Origin of the sequence: Vibrio lentus (assembly GCF_030409755.1) — a bacterium.
GTDB classification, from domain to species: Bacteria; Pseudomonadota; Gammaproteobacteria; order Enterobacterales; family Vibrionaceae; genus Vibrio; species Vibrio lentus.
The window spans coordinates 670,211-688,253 of record NZ_JAUFQE010000001.1 but is presented as its reverse complement, the minus strand read 5'-3'; the positions used below and the strand labels follow the sequence as shown (position 1 = coordinate 688,253).

Annotated in this window: 12 protein-coding genes and 1 pseudogene; 8 read left to right on the top strand and 5 right to left on the bottom strand. The window is 41.9% G+C overall.

Annotation, left to right across the window (positions count from 1 at the left end):
• Positions 1 to 50 precede the first annotated feature (50 nt).
• On the top strand, positions 51 to 1,226 hold the full coding sequence (locus QWZ07_RS02790; RefSeq protein ID WP_261891581.1) for an MFS transporter: 1,176 nt from the start codon (positions 51 to 53) through the stop codon (positions 1,224 to 1,226).
• Between the two features lie 240 nt (positions 1,227 to 1,466).
• Here QWZ07_RS02790 and QWZ07_RS02785 read toward each other — a convergent pair whose 3' ends face one another.
• Positions 1,467 to 4,223: an immune inhibitor A domain-containing protein gene (locus tag QWZ07_RS02785; protein WP_192852838.1), complete on the bottom strand. Its 2,757-nt coding sequence runs from the start codon at positions 4,221 to 4,223 to the stop codon at positions 1,467 to 1,469.
• Between the two features lie 47 nt (positions 4,224 to 4,270).
• A complete protein-coding gene (locus tag QWZ07_RS02780) occupies positions 4,271 to 4,561 on the bottom strand; it encodes a hypothetical protein (protein ID WP_102382950.1) in 291 nt (96 codons plus the stop codon).
• Between the two features lie 514 nt (positions 4,562 to 5,075).
• On the opposite strand from QWZ07_RS02780, the pseudogene QWZ07_RS02775 reads away from it, so the two are divergent.
• Both QWZ07_RS02775 and QWZ07_RS02770 read left to right on the top strand, forming a co-directional pair.
• Positions 5,076 to 5,201: pseudogene (locus QWZ07_RS02775) on the top strand (ArsR family transcriptional regulator); the annotation flags it as partial.
• Positions 5,202 to 5,381: 180 nt separating this feature from the next.
• Entirely contained in the window at positions 5,382 to 6,944 is a 1,563-nt protein-coding gene (locus QWZ07_RS02770) for a methyl-accepting chemotaxis protein (protein WP_192852839.1), read from the top strand.
• A gap of 186 nt (positions 6,945 to 7,130) precedes the next feature.
• Here QWZ07_RS02770 and tkt read toward each other — a convergent pair whose 3' ends face one another.
• Together tkt and tal are read right to left on the bottom strand one after the other, a co-directional pair.
• A complete protein-coding gene (gene tkt, locus QWZ07_RS02765) occupies positions 7,131 to 9,122 on the bottom strand; it encodes a transketolase (protein WP_065111331.1) in 1,992 nt (663 codons plus the stop codon).
• Between the two features lie 86 nt (positions 9,123 to 9,208).
• Positions 9,209 to 10,159 carry a transaldolase gene (gene tal, locus QWZ07_RS02760; protein ID WP_029223051.1) on the bottom strand — a complete coding sequence of 317 codons (951 nt, stop codon included), beginning with the start codon at positions 10,157 to 10,159 and terminating at the stop codon, positions 9,209 to 9,211.
• 459 nt (positions 10,160 to 10,618) lie between these two features.
• Here tal and QWZ07_RS02755 point away from each other — a divergent pair, with 459 nt between their 5' ends.
• The 3 genes from QWZ07_RS02755 (at position 10,619) to QWZ07_RS02745 (ending at position 16,329) form a co-directional block, all read left to right on the top strand.
• Positions 10,619 to 11,611, top strand: coding sequence for a sugar-binding transcriptional regulator (locus QWZ07_RS02755; RefSeq protein ID WP_017111821.1), 993 nt, complete (start codon positions 10,619 to 10,621; stop codon positions 11,609 to 11,611).
• 271 nt (positions 11,612 to 11,882) lie between these two features.
• Complete coding sequence (locus QWZ07_RS02750; protein WP_192852840.1) at positions 11,883 to 14,900, top strand: M6 family metalloprotease domain-containing protein; 3,018 nt, start codon at positions 11,883 to 11,885, stop codon at positions 14,898 to 14,900.
• 544 nt (positions 14,901 to 15,444) lie between these two features.
• Positions 15,445 to 16,329: a LysR family transcriptional regulator gene (locus tag QWZ07_RS02745; RefSeq protein ID WP_102328320.1), complete on the top strand. Its 885-nt coding sequence runs from the start codon at positions 15,445 to 15,447 to the stop codon at positions 16,327 to 16,329.
• On the opposite strand, the gene QWZ07_RS02740 is transcribed toward QWZ07_RS02745, so the two are convergent.
• A complete protein-coding gene (locus QWZ07_RS02740) occupies positions 16,330 to 16,788 on the bottom strand; it encodes an A24 family peptidase (RefSeq protein ID WP_192852841.1) in 459 nt (152 codons plus the stop codon).
• Between the two features lie 208 nt (positions 16,789 to 16,996).
• Between QWZ07_RS02740 and QWZ07_RS02735 the strand changes: the two genes are divergently transcribed.
• Positions 16,997 to 17,209: a Flp family type IVb pilin gene (locus tag QWZ07_RS02735; protein ID WP_065104638.1), complete on the top strand. Its 213-nt coding sequence runs from the start codon at positions 16,997 to 16,999 to the stop codon at positions 17,207 to 17,209.
• 54 nt (positions 17,210 to 17,263) lie between these two features.
• The gene (locus QWZ07_RS02730) at positions 17,264 to 18,043 is read left to right on the top strand and encodes a pilus assembly protein CpaB (protein ID WP_102308504.1); all 780 of its coding nucleotides are present in this window, start codon (positions 17,264 to 17,266) and stop codon (positions 18,041 to 18,043) included.

Genomic DNA, 18,043 nt, shown 5'->3' with positions numbered 1-18,043 from the left:
TGTTGGATTTTTGGTCTAGTGACCAACTGTGCTCATATTTAGGAACGAAGATGAATAGAAATGTTTGGCTGCTCTCACTGTGTCAGGCCTTGTTGATGACGGGCAACATATTACTGATTTCGGTGATTGGCTTGATAGGCAAACAGATTGCACCCAGTGTCAGCATGATTACTTTACCGGTTGCGTTGCAGTTTTTAGGCTTAATGGCGGCCACTATTCCTGCGTCTTTAATTTCAGGAAAATTAGGACGAAAACGAGGGTTTAGTATCGGTAATGTGGTTGGCATTACCGGAGCAAGTCTTGCAACTTACGCTTTATCTCAGCAACATTTCTATCTGTTTTGTTTCGCCACGTTTTTGCTTGGGATAGGTATTGGTTTTGGTACGCTTTATCGTTTCGCGGCTATCGAAGTGTGTGACGAAAATGCCCGCCACCGTGCGATTTCAATATCAATGGCTGGTGGAGTCTTGGCGGCGGTACTCGGGCCTAACTTAGCGATCATGTCTCAGCAATGGTCAGCAGATGGCTTGTACATCGGTGCTTTTGCTTCGCTGATCGGCCTAAACATCTTAGCTTTAGCCTTGTTACAAACAATTCAGTTTCCTAAGGTCTCTTTTAATAGTCAGGCTCCCAAAGCCGATCCTTTAAGTGTGATCGTTAAAGCACCGAACTTTATTGGTGCTGTGTTTGCGGCCATGGTTGCTTACGCCGTAATGAACATTTTGATGACGGCAACACCTTTGGCGATGATTGGTTGCGGATTCGATTTTACTAAAGCTGCTGGTGTGATTGAGTGGCACGTGTTGGGTATGTTTGTTCCTGCATTCTTTACGGGCTCCCTCATCGAGAAGTTCGGCTCAAGGATGATGATCCTTGCGGGTGGTGTGTTATTTGTGGTGAGTATTGCCATCAATATCCATGGTGTATCAATTTGGCACTTCAGGGCGGCTTTGGTCGTGCTTGGTGTGGGCTGGAACTTTATGTTCATCGCTGCAACAGGTTTATTCAGCCAGTCGTATCAAGCTCAAAACAAAGCCAAGGCACAAGCGTTCAATGAATTTGTTGTGTTTGGTTGTGTGACTGTCACGGCGCTACTGTCTGGTTGGTTGGAGTCAACAGTAGGCTGGCAAAACCTTAATGTTTACGTTTTACCGTTCGTTTTGGCCGTAATTTTATTGTTTGCATTCAGTGCGCGTAAATCACGAATTCACAAGCAGCCTGTGTAATGGTTCATAGGATGGTGGTTCAGCAAATCCGTTACCGGAATTAAAGCGCTATTATCTCGAACTGCTAAAAATAAAAAGCCCTACCAAATTGGTAGGGCTTTTGCTTATGGCTTAAATAATAACGTTTTCTTAAAACTGCTGTCTTGGCTTATATCCTGTGACAACAGTACTTAAGCTGGGTTTATCAGTACGCACCTTATTGGCTACGAACTTATTTCAATGACTTGAGGTTGGAGCGACTTACAGGTCGACAGTAATAGTCTTCGTCGTAATCCCGCCTTGGTCATCGATTATTTTCAGTGTCACCTCGTGTTTTCCGTATGAAGGGAAGATCGAAGTGAATGTACGACCTCGTTTCACCTTTCCGTTTGGAAGTGTCCACTCGGTATCAACAATACGACCATCACTGTCTGAACTTGTTGACCACATGGTCACCCAACGGCCCAAGTGAATGTACTTCGCACTTGCCTCTGGTATAGCGTTTGGAGATTCAACACTCACTACGGAGCTGAATGAATCGGTAGCACCTTTGTCGTCAACAACAGTCAAGCTCACCGTGTATTCACCGGCTTGCTCGTAAGACCAAGTTGGTGCCACTTCGTTGCTTGTTGTGCCGTTGCCAAAGTTCCATAGATAACTGGTGATCTCGCCATCTTGGTCAGAACTGAAGTTACGTGCAGACACGTTCAGGCCAGTAACATTGAGTTCGAAGTTCGCAGTAGGAGCGACGTTGTGTTGGCTTACTTTAGATAAGCGCACCACACCGTATTCGTTGTCATTACTCTGATTTAAAATATCAACGGCTAAGCCAAACTCCGTCAGGATACGTCCTGAATCAGGCGCTTGTGGAGATGTGTAATCTTGGTCGTCAGAGAAGCTAGCGTTGCCAAGCAAACTGGTGTCTTCAAGTACATCATTGTCGCTGTTCACAAGACGCATTGGGGTATGATCTTTGAGTGAAAACGCCGCATCACGAACTTGGTAACGAGTTTGAGCGACTTCACCGGATTTCTCCCAAGTCATGGCATTTTGGTCTGCATCGACCACACCTAACCAACCTTCACCTGGGTGTTTGCCTACCCAATTATCAGTCAACGACTCGTCTACGTACCAAATGATTAAACCCGGATCGAATGAGATCAGTTGACCCATGCGTTTGATGTTGGCTAGACCTTCATCAACGTCCATGTGGCTGCGCCATTGCAGCAGGTAGTAGTGCTGCGCTTGGTGGAATCCATTACTCAGCTTGTAGCCATTTAGGGCGAAGGTGGAGTTGCTCTCACCATCGTCTATTGAGGTGATTTCACCATCAACGACCATGCTTAGATTATCCAAATAAAAGCCTTCCATCGCCAAGCCACCATCGGTGATGTATTCAAACGAAAGCTCTACTTCTTGGCCTGCCCATTGTGAAACGTCGAACTCAGCGTCAATCCAACCGCCAGATTCGCCGCCAATAGCAGGAACGAGGCCAGTATTATACGGGTCATCCATTGAGGTGATGTTGCCGGCAATGGCTTGTCCATTCACCAGTACCCGCGCAAAGTCGTAGTCTTTCTCAATTTCATACCAAGTTTTGAACGAAAGCAGTGCAGAATCGCCGGCTGGAATCACCAACTTGCGTGTCATGCTGTTTTTCAGGTCATCGCCTTTTTGAGAGTGGAACGAATACTCACCAGCAAACGGTTTTAAACCTTCGATCTGTTTTTTTGGAAGATCCACTTTAATCATGTTCGGACGGTTGTTATCCGTTGTTTGGAACAGCGTATAAACCTGTGGGTTGTCTTCTAGGTCATCAATTGAGATCTGGTCATCGTTAATCCATCGACCGCCAATCGAGTTTTGTAGAAAATGTTTTGCCCAAGAGCTGAATGCTGTGGGTTGTGTACCACCAATCTTACCTGCCCAGCTACCTGAAGACATGATTGACCAGTAAGATACTGGTTCACCCTTGCCTGTGTATTGCGTGTCGTACTCGTCTGGCAGACCTAAATCATGGCCATACTCGTGAGCACATACACCAGCTGCGGCATCAATAGGCTGAATGGTGTAATCAAATGCAGCGTATTGGCCACCAAAGCGGTCAGGAAGAGAGCTAGAGGTACCTTCAAGCACATGTGTGCGACCAAGGTTGAATCGGTGAGACCAAATCGCATCAGGGCCTAATACGCCACCACCGGCTTCTTCGCCAACAGATGCGTGGAACACCATTAGATGATCAATCACACCATCCGGTTCACGGAAGTTTCCGTCACCGTCGTAATCGTAACGATCTTCAATATCGTAATCGGCTAGGTTGATACTCGGATCTTGAGCCAATTGATTCAGAGCTTCACGAACCAGTTCTTGCGCGTTGAGATCGTTGTCGGTCGTCGGGGAGTTGCCACCGTAGAATGACGCAGGCTTCGAGGCGCGATACCAACCTGCAGCTTGACCTGCAACGCTGTAACTGTCACCTGATTCACTTTGGTAATACTGGCGCATCGAGATTAGGTTTTCGCCATTTGGTCCTGTGTAGCCAGAATTTGAAAACAGTAATTCTTGATAATGTTCTGGGTTGTAGCTCTCGTAGAGCATCTGAGTGTGCTCTTCGGTCAGCTTGTTGTCGTCCCAGTTTAAATCAGGGAAATCGACCAGTAGAGCGAGTACTTTGTCGGTACGCTTGGTGCCGACTTCCAAAGCAAAGACGCTGGCCTTTTTAACGCCAGATCCTTTTTCGATGGCTTTGAGTATTTTCGCTCGTTGCTCAAGTGCTTTTTTACCGAATTGAGCGTCGCCTTTAAAACCGGAATTGATCTTATTTTTTAAATAACGGTCAAGTGCATCCTGCTTTGTTATATCTGTAGCATCTTGATCGACTAAGCCTTGTCTTACTAGCATTTCAATTAGCTTGTCTTCATTAACGACACCTAAATCAATAGGTGTTTTAGCATAACTGCTGACGCTAAATAGAGTAACCATTGCTGAAGCCAACAATGTTTTTCTCATCATTTTCATTTTATTTCCTTTTATATTTCCATGTCGATGTCAATATCAACTAAGCCTTATTCGGAACTACCGTCCGTATTTGGTCTAATACACTCTTTTGGTGTCTTGGTTTCCTGATGGTTATTCTCTATCTCTTGTTTCTTTTCCATATCAAACGAGAGACTTTTGATTTTTTTAGCGTTGAGATAGATACGTAAAGCTTCTTGGTTGTCTGAGTAGTTCAAGTCAGGACAGATAATGCCTCTTTCAATCAATGACTTTAGCAACGGTTCGTCATTCTCAAGGGTGGAAGCCTGTGACAGTGAGGAAAAAAATAGAACCATTAAAGCCATTGTTTTATGTGACATTTTCATATCAAGCCATCAGTTTTTATTATGTAACAAAATATATTTATAAAATCACCCAATCAAACGAATAATTATTACAAGTCATTATTCGTTCCGGTTTCAACATTAAGAGTTAATATCAAATAGTGGGTGTTATTTATTTAATTGTCAGCTATTTAGTTTGGTTGTATGCATTAATAGTTGATAGTTTGAATATTTAGTGACAGTGATTAGGAAGTGGTTATTATTCTCAAGAGCACTTTGTATAAGGTGTGGGGTTATAAAAAGGAAAATAAATCTTTCGCGCTTGGCGTTAAAAAAATGCATGTAATAATTGAGTGTTTAGTAAATATCCAGTCTCAAATTATTTTTACTCGAAATATCAATAATTAGGCAATTAAGCGCGATTTAGATGGCTTTAAGAGAAGGGATTTCGCAATAACTTAATGAGTAGAGATTATCAGACGCCAAAAGAGCCCGTATTTAGGCTCTTTTAGTATGTGTACTCGTGAGCGATTTGCTTATGGTTGAGTAGATTATTACCACGGTTAAGACATTCAAGCATACTAAAGACTTTGTTGAGTGAGTGCTGTGCAAAGATTTAAGCATTCGTACATTCCATACCTCTGTTTCAATGAGAACCGTGAGATTTAAACTGTAGGTAATCTAGATGGTTTATAAATGTTGATTTGAGAAGATGCGTGAAGCTTTGTGAGGTGTCGAGCGTATTTTTGTATAAATAGCAGGCATTTACACAAAATGTGACGTTCACATTTTGTCATAACTTTAATAATTGTATATATTCCTCGCCTAAAACAATAATTAACAAAAGTTAATATAAATGACTGTCAGCTCATCTTCTCAATCTCGTGAAACGCTTCTAAGCGAAAACGAACAACTCGTGTCCACTACAGACCTTAAAGGCGTGATTACTTACAGTAATGATGCTTTTTGTCGCATCGCAGAATACAGCCAACAAGAATTGCTAGGGCAACACCACAATATCGTCAGGCATAACGATATGCCGAAAGCGGCTTTTGCCGATATGTGGGTTAACTTAAAGCAAGGTAAAGCTTGGCGCGGTATCGTAAAAAATAAAACCCAATCCGGTGGTTACTACTGGGTTGATGCTTACGTTACCCCTATTTACGATGGCGGAAAGGTGAGTGGCTATCAGTCTGTTCGTGTTAAGCCGAAAAACGAATGGGTACAAGTCGCGGATAAGGCTTACCAAAGCTTATTGAAAGCAGAGAAGTCGGGTCGTCAATGGTCATTACAGATCAGTGACAGTGTTCGTTATGCAGTGTTGTTAGGCTCTTTGGCTGCGCCTCTGATTCCAAACCTCGTTGAAGTAGGGCAAATGTCGCGATGGTTACTAAGCTTACTTCCTGTTTCTGCGTTGGCACTCTTATTCAGACAAGAGCTTGTTGATACACCTTTACAGCTTAAAAAGTTGCAGTCGAAATTCGATAGTGTGAGTCGTCTCGTCTACTCTGGTAATAGTAAGTTCTCTATCGCCGATTTCCATTTGAAGTTGCTGTCTGCTCGAATCAGAACAGTGTTAGGCCGTATGACGGATTCAGCTAAGCCGTTACAAGATTTAGCCGACAATCTTAACGCGACTTCTTACCAAGTTTCAGATGCTTTAGATCAACAGACTAAAGACATACTTCAAGTTCGTGAAGCAACTGAAGAAGTGGAGGTGACAGCGAATGAAGTGTCATCTCGTACCGAAGAAGCGCATCAAATTGTCGACGTTACTCTGCAAACCTGTGCGGGTGCGAAAGAGAGTATTAATCAAACACACCGTAACCTCGAAAGCTTGGCTTCACAGGCCGAGAAAGCAACGCACACGACGTATCAACTGAGTGACCAAGCGCAAAGTGTCAGCAAGATAATGGAAGAGATCGGTGGCATTGCCGAGCAAACCAATCTATTGGCATTGAACGCAGCGATTGAAGCGGCGAGAGCCGGTGAGCAAGGACGCGGCTTTGCCGTGGTTGCGGATGAAGTACGTGCGTTGTCAGGTCGCACATCTAAGGCGACGATTCAAATCAAAGAGAGCATTGGTACCATGCTGGCAACGATTGAAGGTTGGCAGAAAGATATTTTGGCTAACAGAGAACAAACGGATGCGTGTGGTGATGTGGCGAAGGTGAGCTCAGAGCGCTTGTCTGAAGTCGAAACTTTAATGCAATCGATGAACGAGTTAATGCAGTCGGTTGAAAGTTCTGCACACAAACAGCGTCAGCTATCGAGTGACGTAAACCTTCATATGCAGTCTATCGCGTCAACCGCTGAGCAAAATCTAGTGGCGACTCATTCAGTCAAAGATCATTCGAAAGAGCTCAAAGAGCAAGTGAATGAATTCTATCAATTGGCAAAGCGTTTCGAAGAGAAATAGCGGTTACATTTTAGCTGAATGAGCAATAAGAGAAAGCCTTGCGAAATTAGCAGGGCTTTTTTGTGAGCTAAAAGAGCCGTTAAAAATCAATAGATTAACAGTCAATAGATACAAAAAAGCCCCGCATTTTCATGCGGGGCTTTCAGTATGCATCACCCATTTAAGGGCGGGACAATTTAATCAAGATTAAGCTAGAAGCTCTTTTGCTGTGTTTACTACGTTTTCAGTAGTGAAACCGAACATCTTGAATAGCTCGCCTGCTGGTGCAGATTCGCCGAACGTTGTCATGCCGATGATCTTGCCACCGAAACCAACGTACTTGTACCAGAAGTCAGCGATGCCAGCTTCTACTGCGATACGTGCTGTAACGTCAGATGGAAGTACAGACTCACGGTATTCAGCATCTTGCTTGTCGAATGCGTCAGTTGCAGGCATAGATACTACGCGTACTTTCTTGCCTTCAGCTGTTAGTTCAGCAGCAGCGCTAACCGCTAGCTCAACTTCAGAGCCTGTAGCGATAAGGATAAGCTCTGGTTTGCCTTCACAATCTTTCAGGATGTAACCACCCTTAGCGATGTTTGCCACTTGCTCAGCGTCACGATCTTGTTGTGCAAGATTTTGACGAGAGAAGATAAGCGCAGAAGGACCATCTTTACGTTCGATTGCCAGTTTCCAAGCAACAGCAGACTCAACTTGGTCACATGGGCGCCATGTGCTCATGTTTGGAGTTAGACGTAGAGAAGCGATCTGCTCAACCGGTTGGTGAGTAGGACCATCTTCGCCTAGGCCGATAGAATCGTGCGTGTAAACTTGGATGTTCTGAGTTTTCATCAGAGCAGCCATACGCATTGCGTTACGCGCGTATTCCATGAACATTAGGAATGTTGCGCCGTATGGTACGAAACCACCGTGCAGAGCGATACCGTTCATGATAGCCGTCATACCGAATTCACGTACACCGTAGTGGATGTAGTTACCAGAGAAGTCATTTGCTTCAAGAGACTTAGAGCCAGACCACATAGTCAGGTTAGAAGGCGCAAGGTCAGCAGAGCCGCCCATGAATTCAGGTAGCATAGCACCGAACGCTTCTAGAGCATTTTGAGATGCTTTACGTGATGCGATGTTTGCTGGGTTAGCTTGAAGATCAGCGATGATTGCCGATGCTTTCTCTTCCCATTCAGCAGGAAGATCACCGTTTACGCGGCGTTTGAATTCAGCTGCCAGCTCAGGGTATGCTGCTTCATAAGCTGCAAGTTTCTCGTTCCACGCTGCTTCCTTAGCTGCGCCTGCTTCTTTCGCATCCCACTCTGAGTAAACTTCCGACGGAATTTCAAAAGGACCGTGCTCCCAACCTAGTTGCTTACGAGTTGCTGCGATTTCGTCAGCGCCTAATGGAGCACCGTGACAGTCGTGCGTACCTGCTTTGTTTGGAGAACCAAAGCCGATTACTGTTTTAGTACAGATTAGAGTCGGACGAGGATCCGCTTTAGCTGCTTCGATAGCCGCGTTGATAGCGTCAGCATCGTGACCATCAACTGCTGGGATTACGTGCCAGCCGTAAGCTTCAAAACGCTTAGGTGTATCGTCAGAGAACCAACCTTCAACTTCGCCATCGATAGAGATGCCGTTGTCATCCCAGAAAGCAACCAGCTTACCAAGACCTAGCGTACCCGCTAGAGAACATGCTTCGTGAGAGATACCTTCCATCAGACAGCCATCACCCATGAATGCATAAGTGTAGTGGTCTACGATGTCGTGGCCTTCTTTGTTGAACTGTGCCGCAAGTGCTTTCTCAGCCATCGCCATACCAACAGCGTTGGTGATGCCTTGACCTAGAGGACCTGTAGTCGTCTCGATACCTGGTGCGTAGCCGTACTCTGGGTGACCTGGAGTCTTAGAGTGCAGTTGACGGAAGTTCTTAAGATCTTCAATTGAAAGCTCGTAACCTGCTAGGTGAAGCAGAGAGTAGATCAGCATTGAGCCGTGGCCGTTAGACAGGATAAAACGGTCGCGGTCAGCCCACTCTGGGTTTGATGGGTTATGGTTCAGGTGAGAACGCCAAAGTACTTCAGCGATGTCAGCCATACCCATAGGTGCGCCTGGGTGACCAGAGTTTGCTTGTTGTACGCCGTCCATGCTTAGAGCACGAATTGCGTTAGCTAGATGTTTGCGGTTCATAGAAACTTCCGAATAAAAATTAAGATAAACAAATTGATAAAAGTAGGGGAACTGAACGTTCCCCTATTTGAAATTGGTAAGAGTGATTACAGCTTAGCTGCGATCATGTCTTCTAGTTTGCCTTGGTCAACTGCGAAGTTGCGGATGCCTTCAGCTAGCTTCTCTACAGCCATTGGGTCTTGGTTGTGATCCCATAGGAACTCAGCGTGAGTCATTGCAGCAGGACGCTCTTTAGTACCGTTAGAGTCAATTAGCTTCTCTACTACTTCGCCTTCAGCTGCTTCTAGGTCTGCTAGAAGTTGAGGAGCGATAGTTAGACGGTCACAGCCAGCAAGTTCAAGGATCTCGCCGATGTTACGGAAGCTTGCGCCCATAACAACAGTCTTGTAGCCGTGCTCTTTGTAGTAGTTGTAGATGTCTGAAACAGAGATTACGCCTGGATCTTCTGAAGCTTCGAAATCGCGACCTTCTTTCGCTTTGTACCAGTCCATGATGCGACCAACGAAAGGAGAGATTAGGAATACGCCAGCTTCAGCACAAGCACGAGCTTGAGCGAAAGAGAATAGAAGCGTTAGGTTACAGTTGATGCCTTCTTTCTCTAGGATTTCAGCAGCACGGATGCCTTCCCAAGTAGAAGCCAGTTTGATAAGGATGCGGTCGTTAGTGATGCCAGCGTCGTTGTACATTTTGATAAGTTGACGAGCTTTAGCAACGCTGCCTTCCATGTCGTAAGAAAGACGAGCATCTACTTCAGTAGAGATGCGGCCAGGTACAACATTAAGGATTTCTTTACCGATGTTCACGTTAAGCATGTCACAAGTGTCTTGAACTTGTTGTGCTTTGTCGCCACTTTGAGCTTTAGCGTATTCGATAGAAGCATCGATTAGAGGTGCGTACTCAGCAATTTGAGCGGCTTTAAGAATTAGAGATGGGTTAGTTGTTGCATCTTCAGGAGTGTACTTGCTGATAGCTTCGATATCGCCAGTGTCAGCTACAACAGTTGTTAGTTTACGAAGTTGCTCTAATTTATTGCTCATTTTGATCATCCTATGTATCGCAGAACACCCCTTTAATGGGAGAGGTGTGGGCATTTGCAAGCGAACTAATGAAGTTCCTCATGGTTGTACCAGTGAGTCAAACTTACATTAATTTAAATTTTTCTCCGAACGAACATTTGCACAGAACATTTGATCGCTCGATGAGTAAATGATGTAGCCATATTTATCCGATCTAGCCCCAAAGTCAACGGTAAATAGTGCTGTATGGTGACTTCAGTCAAATATATTTCGCTCTAGTAATCATGGGCTATGCAAGCAAACGTTTAACGAACAAAGTGAGGTGAATTTATCAACAGCAAAACTATGGTTATGATGCTGAGCAAATGTTCCTTGTTCTTACATATGCTCAGGGTGTAAGCTTGTGTATCACTTACTGAGCTCTCCTATATTAGGAAGTACAGCAGGTAAAATAATTGTTAAATATTGGTTGAGTGGTATATGAGTAACAATATCCAAGATGTTTCCGAAGAAAACACTGATCTCCTAACCGAAGTCGCCGTTGCCTACTATCAAGATGGTGCGACTCAAGAAGAGATCTCCAAAAAGTTCTCTATCTCTCGTGCAAAGGTTGGTCGAATGCTCAAACAAGCCCGCGATGAAGGGATTGTTGAGATTACCGTGAAATACCACCCTGTCTTCAGTGCCAAAATTGAACAGCGTCTCATCGAAAGGTTTGGTGTGAAGCGTGCATTAGTCGCTCTTGATCAGCCAAATGAAGATAAGCAGCGTTTACAGGTTGCGGGCTTGGTGTCGAACTATCTAACGAGTACCTTAAAAAACGGCATGGTAGTGACGGTCGGCCAAGGTCGAAACGTATCGTCGGTTGCTCACCATACTGGAGTGATCACTCCACGTGACTGTAAATTCGTATGTGGTATTGGCGGCATTCACCCAAGAGGCGGTATGTTTAACGCCGACCATATATGTAGACAGTTAGCTAAGAAGTACGGCGGTTCATCAGAAACCTTATACGCGCCCGCTTATGCTGAGAACAAAGCACAAAAAACCGCATTCATGGAAAACAGTACTGTTAAGCAGACACTCGATCTTGCCCGCAAGGCCGATGTTGCATTAGTGGGTATTGGTGACATGAGTGAAAACAGCTATATGGTCGACCTAGGTTGGTTTACGGCGGGAGAGGTCGTTCAATCTCGTTTACTACAAGGCGTAGTGGGTGACTTTGCTGGCTATGACTTTTTCGACGTGCACGGTAAAGCGGCAAACACAGTAATGAGTGACCGAGTCATCGGCTTAGGCCTGGAAGAGTTCCGCCCCATCGCTGAGGTAATTGCTATCGCCGCCGAGAACAGTAAGCCATTAGCTCTATTAGGCGCGCTAAGAACTGGCGTGGTAGACGTGATTGCGACTAGTGTAAGTAATGCTTTGACGGTACTTAACTTGGATGAGCAGATGAAACAAGCATCTCAATAGTTTTTTGGGGAAAGATCTATTATTTAAATAGGTACACGGATTAATTAAAAATTAATCGAATAAAAGATATAGTTATCTATTACCTATCTTTTATTTTTATAATAAATTTATGCGACTATAAGTAATGTTTATATTTTTAATATTATAAATATTACTTATAGGTTTAGTTAGAAATTTAATTGGTTAATATAATGCCTCATTGATAAGGTCTCGTTTCATTTAATAAATGAATTATCTCTTTCTGAGAAATTCGACTAACGAGATTACCCTAATGAGGACAACATTAATTTGTACATTTATTACAGCGCTCATTGCTGTTTACTCTGTACAAGCGACTACTTTACCTGCGCCGACCTGGCACACGATGACCTTTATTGATGGCAGTACAAAAGAACTGCGATTAATGGGCTCCCAGCATATGTTTTGGTATCAAGACCATGATGGTTACATATACGTTCAGAACACTGATAACCAATGGTATTTTGCCAAATACGAAACAAATGATGATGGTACAGGCAAAGTTGTTTCTACTGGAGTGCTAGCTTCGAGTGAAGCTGAAGTGCCAATAGAATCAAACATAAAAAATCTGAAAATCGATCCAATACATATCAATGAATCTTTTGACTCACCGGCTGCAAACCTTAAAAGATTTACCCCAATAGAAAATCAACGCTCACTTCTAAAAAGTCCTTCGAAAAAAAGAATCACTGAGCAAGCTTTGTTGGTAGTACAAGTTAGTTTTTCAAACGAACAGGTAGAAAATGACTTTCAATCGACGATATTTGGTGAAAACCAACAAAGTGTTCAAGATTATTTTCTTAAAAATAGTTATGGGAATTATAAAGTTGTTCCGGCCAAAGAAAGCGAAGGAACAAAAAATGATGGCGTTATTAATGTTACGTTGGATTTAGAACATCCAAATTGTCACTCTAAGTCTGAAAGTAATTGCCAAAGTAAACTTAATAATGTGTTCACCAAGGCGTATGAAGCGTTAGATGTTGACTTTAATCTCTCTCAATACGACTACAACAATGACGATAGTATCTCTCCACAAGAACTGTCCGTTATGTTTGTGTTTGCGGGCAATGACAAATCTAGTGGTACTCGTAAAACCCCCACTATTTGGCCGCACAAGTTTGCTCACCGGAATGTTGAGATAGACGGGAAGCGTATTAGCGCGTACTGCCTATTCGCAGATTATCAAGATGACCACCAATCAACCATGGGTGTTATTGCTCACGAGCTTGGACACCTGATGTTAGGGCTGCCGGATCTATATTCTTACAAGCATGACGGTTCCATTGGGCATTGGGGACTAATGGGAGGTGGTAGCTGGGGGAGCAAACCCAGTGATCAGTACGCTGGCGAAACTCCCGTTAACATGTTGGCGTGGAGCAAAGAGGCATCAGGTTTTTTAAAGCCGAAAGTACTCTCTAATAACGGCAGTGTTGACATAAACACAATCAAGGGCGAAAGCGTTATTCACCTCGATCCTTACCTCAAGCAATTTGGCCCTCGCGCTTACGTTGAAAATAGGCGCAAAAACAATTACGACCAAGCGCTTCGTGGAGAGGGCTTGTTAATAACAGCAGTGAATATAGATAACCAATTCAACAGTTTGGGTCCCATGCAAGTACAAGTTTTCCAAGCCGATGGAGAGGGCTTACTTGAGAGCGGCTTTTCATCTGGAGACAATGGTGATGTTTTCCCTGGTAGAGAATCGGTTACTAATCTTTCTGATGAGTCCGAACCTTCCTTAACGACGATTACGGCAGGAAGAAAGACGGATATCTCAATAACCAATATTGTCAGTGACTATACCAAAGCGAGTTTCTCTTTATTAGTGCCTAACTCAAACAATAAATCGTCTTGGGTAACCTCTTTTGGAAGGACTTATCCGCGCTACAATTCAAATACCAACGTTTTAGGCTTCTCCATTGATGTGGTTAAAGGCAAACAAGACATTGCGGGGATTCATTTTTATGCGAAAGCAACGAGCGTCGCGATGCCTATGTTCTATCGTTTGGTGGAATATCCATATCAATCAAGATTCGGCAATGCTGTTATTGATGAAAAGGCTGCTCGATTGTTACAGCGAGGTATCGCTCAGCAAGGTGGTGGACAAATCATTTTTGATGAGAAAATTAAACTTGGCTTGGGCTCTAAGTTAATTGTCCTAGAGATCGAAAATGGTACTCCTGAATACTCAACACAGTTTTTAGATGCGTACTTAGGAGACGGACAAAGAAAAAGACAGTTTTCGGGAACCATCTCTGATTACAAAACTCGAGGTTTGAGCCGTGGGTTTGGCCAGAATTTCCCTTTTGCAGTACTTTTTGAACTGCCGACACAAAACAAACCTATTGTTGTCGACGATAGGATATCGACCGATGAAGACATCCCTTTTATGCTCGATCTGTTGGCGAATGATATCAATTTACCGAAGCCCAATAATTATGTTGTAGAACTAGGGCAGAAGCCGACTAAAGGGGCGATAAAAGATGGCACTTACTTTCCATTTTCTGAACAGTTTGGCCGTGACAATTTTACATACCGTTTGGTAGGTCGACTTGGGGATAAGACGGACTTTGCTTATGTGGACGTTGAAATAAATCCAGTGAATGATGCTCCGAAGTTCACTCTAGATCGGCTAGACGCAAAGTCTGAGCCTGGTGAAACCGTAATATTCACAGTAACTAATATTATCGATGTCGATTCTTCGGAGCATCAAATCACGTGGTCTCAAGTACAAGGACCAAGACTGTCGTTAGGTGGCGCACAATCTAAAACTCTTAAAGTGACGATACCTAGTGATGCTTTGGAAGGTGAGCAATACAAACTTTCTATTCTGGTGAAGGACTCGTCAGGAGGGTATACAAAGCAGTCTGTAGTGGTTGATGTTCGAAGAAAGCAAGCATCACTCTTGGGTACTAAATCTCTGCAAGTAAAATATGGAGATGAAATCGATTTGGTTCCTAATATTAAAGGAGATGTTCACACATTATATATATTGGAATCTCCACATAATGGTATTGCAAAAATTGTCGATAGTAAGATCATTTATAACGCACCGACCCAACGTAAGTTGGCTCTATATGACACTATTAAATATAGGGCTCTATCGGCCAGTGGTGATGAATGGATTGGTTCATTCGATATAGAAGTTCTACCGAATGTTTCAAATGAATCCTCGGTTCCTATAACTCAAAACGATTCGTCAGGGGGAGGTTCCTCATTGCCTATTCTTTTAATTCTGTGTTTACTCTTCCGATTGAGAGCACAGCGATAGAATAAAATGACAAAAAAGAGCTATATTGGTTAGCTCTTTTTTTGTCCGGTTCTAAATTCTGCTCCAGAAAATGAAACAATTTGTCGCATTTATGAATCAAGATATACATTTATAGGCGTGTAGTTTCACTTGCGTGCAATCTAGATCACAAAAATGAATAATGCTTAGTTTGGGCAACTTTTGAACTTTAGCCTTATAAATGTCGATTATTTACATAAATTTCAAAGATTTTACCTATCATTAAGGTGGTGAGTGCATAGGTTTTGGTTATAATTGTGTTGATTGTCATTTGCTCTAGGAGTGTGTTGTGTCAGGACTCTGGTACACAAAGGACAAGTGGAATATGTTGTTTGTAAAAGCACATAAGGATTTGTGAATCAGTTGTTGGTGCAGAAAAATTATTTTTTATTTAGATGGATATAAACATTATTTATGACTATATAAATAATGTTTTTTTGTATCTGAATGACACTATTGTTACTTTTACGCTGATTTTTAATAAGAATAATTAATAAAATAACGCAACATCGGGGTAGTTTGCACCATGAAAAACGTCAACAGGTCTATAGACGTCAAATATTTAAGAACATTTTCACACGTTGCTAAACACAAAAGTTTTACAGTTGCAGCTGAGTCTTTATTTATGACACAGCCTGCGGTTTCTCAACATATTAAAAAAATCGAGAATACGATCGGGGCGAGTATTTTTGATCGAAAGGAAGGGTTTTTACTCACTAAACACGGAAAAGTATTACTCGATTACGCAGATCAAACAATGTCTATGTACGAAAGGCTGTTTGAAGATCTAGAAAAAGTTGAGTTACGAGATCAATTCAATATAGCGATTGCTGAATCTTTTTGCTTCGAGATGGTTGAACGTGTAATCAATGAGTTTCGAATGTTGAATAATATAGACTTGTCCATAAACAGTTTTACTAAGTCTTCTCTATTGGATTCGTCTCGCTACGACTTAATATTCACGATGGATAGAATTTCACAGGATAATGGAAAATCCTATCAGTTAAAAACTGTGAATTATGTTATCGCACATTCTAATTCACTTGACCCGCACGAGTGTTACCCTCAGAGAGTTGTTTATTGTAGTTCTTTACCTAAATCTTATGTTCAAGAGTTGCTTAATGACTATAATATTGATTCTTCACATGTATCAAGCTGGGTAAAAACAAGCTCATGTCAGTTCTTAAAAAATGAACTGGAAACCAACGGTACTATTCTAATTTTTCCTGAGTGGTCAATATGTAATAATAATTGTAAAACAATACCATTACGTCAAAAAGTGAACATGTATGTTTGGTGTAGCGATGAGATTTCACAAGAATTAGAGACATTAGGAATTAAAGATAAGATTCAACAGCTATTTCAAATAAGTGATATTTCGACACCTGTATTGAATCATAATGTTATGTGATTAGTTTGATAATATTGATACTGTGCTAAAAATAAAACAACTTAAAGCAATAGGTATTCCGTAAGGAATGCCTTTTGCAAAGCTAGGTAACCCTTTTATCTTTCCTACTATGTACATAGCGGAAACCAAAAATCCTCCTAGAAAACCTATAAAAATCAATGTTGCTGTAACTAGTTCGGGTTGTATACCAATGATTAAGGCGCAAAGTAACTTTACATCTCCAGCACCAATCACTCTCAGATACCAAAGTATCAAAAACACCACGAAGCAGAGAACTGCAATGGGTAAAGATGACATCAAGTGACCATTATGCAACGCGACGAAAATACTAAATATTAAAGCAGTCTTACTGAGATTGTTTGGTATCTTTCTCTGCTTCCCATCGAAAAAACACACGCATACTAATATTAAAAAGTTTACAAAAATTAAAGTGGTATAAAATAATAAATCTATATTCATAAATATAGGGTATAGGTAATAGTTATCTATATCAATACAAACCATATTGTTAATTATTATAAGCTCATAAAAAACATTTATGAGAGTGAAATAAGTTTATGTTATGCGATCATAATAACTATTAATTGGATGTATGTTTTTGTATCGGGTAAATTTTACTCGCAATTTCAATTAGACCAATGGTCAATATACTTTTTATAGGATTATTATGTATTACAAAACTCTAGCAAAACTAGCTGAACTAAAAATGAAGTTCGAAGATGATGTACGCGGTGTTACCGCTGTGGAATATGCAATTATTGCTGTTGTAATGTCGGCTCTAGTATTAGCGGCATTTCAAACTGATGCGCTTAAAAATGCTATCACTGGTGCATTAACTAAAGTAACCACCAATTTGACTACAGCTACTACAGGCAAATAATCAGCCACTAAGAATAATATATAAAGGGGCTTTTGCCCCTGTTTTAGGCTTAATATGAACAGAATTATCATTCTCCTTCTTGTCGCTTTTTCTATTTTCTCTACATTGATTTATATCAATATGAACTATATGTCATCTGATGAAGCTCCACAGGAAGTTCAGCAGAAAGAAGAACCTAAGGTCAGCATTTTAGTCACTCAGAAAGCGATTAAACGTTCTCAACCGTTGGCTCCTAAATTTTATGACAAGAAATTTGTTCATATATCTGACTTAGATGGTTACTACTATACGTTAGAAGATGACCTTATTGTTGAACCTGGTGCTCTATTTAAAGAAGACATCTCTGAAGGAACTTACTTAACACAAGATATGATCTCTAACCCTGGAGATCGAGATTATATGTACCTGTCACTAAATGACGGTGAATTACCTTATTTTTATGAAGTAACCGGTATTGGAGTAGTACAGACCGCAACCCTTACCCCTGGTGATAAAGTGAGCTTCGTTTCTACAACTTCTTCAAAATCAAACCTCGTTGAGAATGGCTATGGAGATATCGGGGACCTCGTTAGTCGAGTGATTATCAGTGGAGCGCGAGTTTTACAGGTAATAAAAGGGAGCAGTGAAGATACTGATTCAGAAGATGCCGAAGACAAAAAATACAGTTTAGTTATTGCATTAAATATGCGGAGCGTTTTGAAACTCGAAATGGCTCAAAAAATCGGTGATGTGAATATTATTCCATCTGAAATCGAGAATCGCTATTTATCTATCCGCAGTAGTGACCTTTTAGAAACTCAGTTCGGTGTCAGAGAATTACGTGGTAAGGAATAA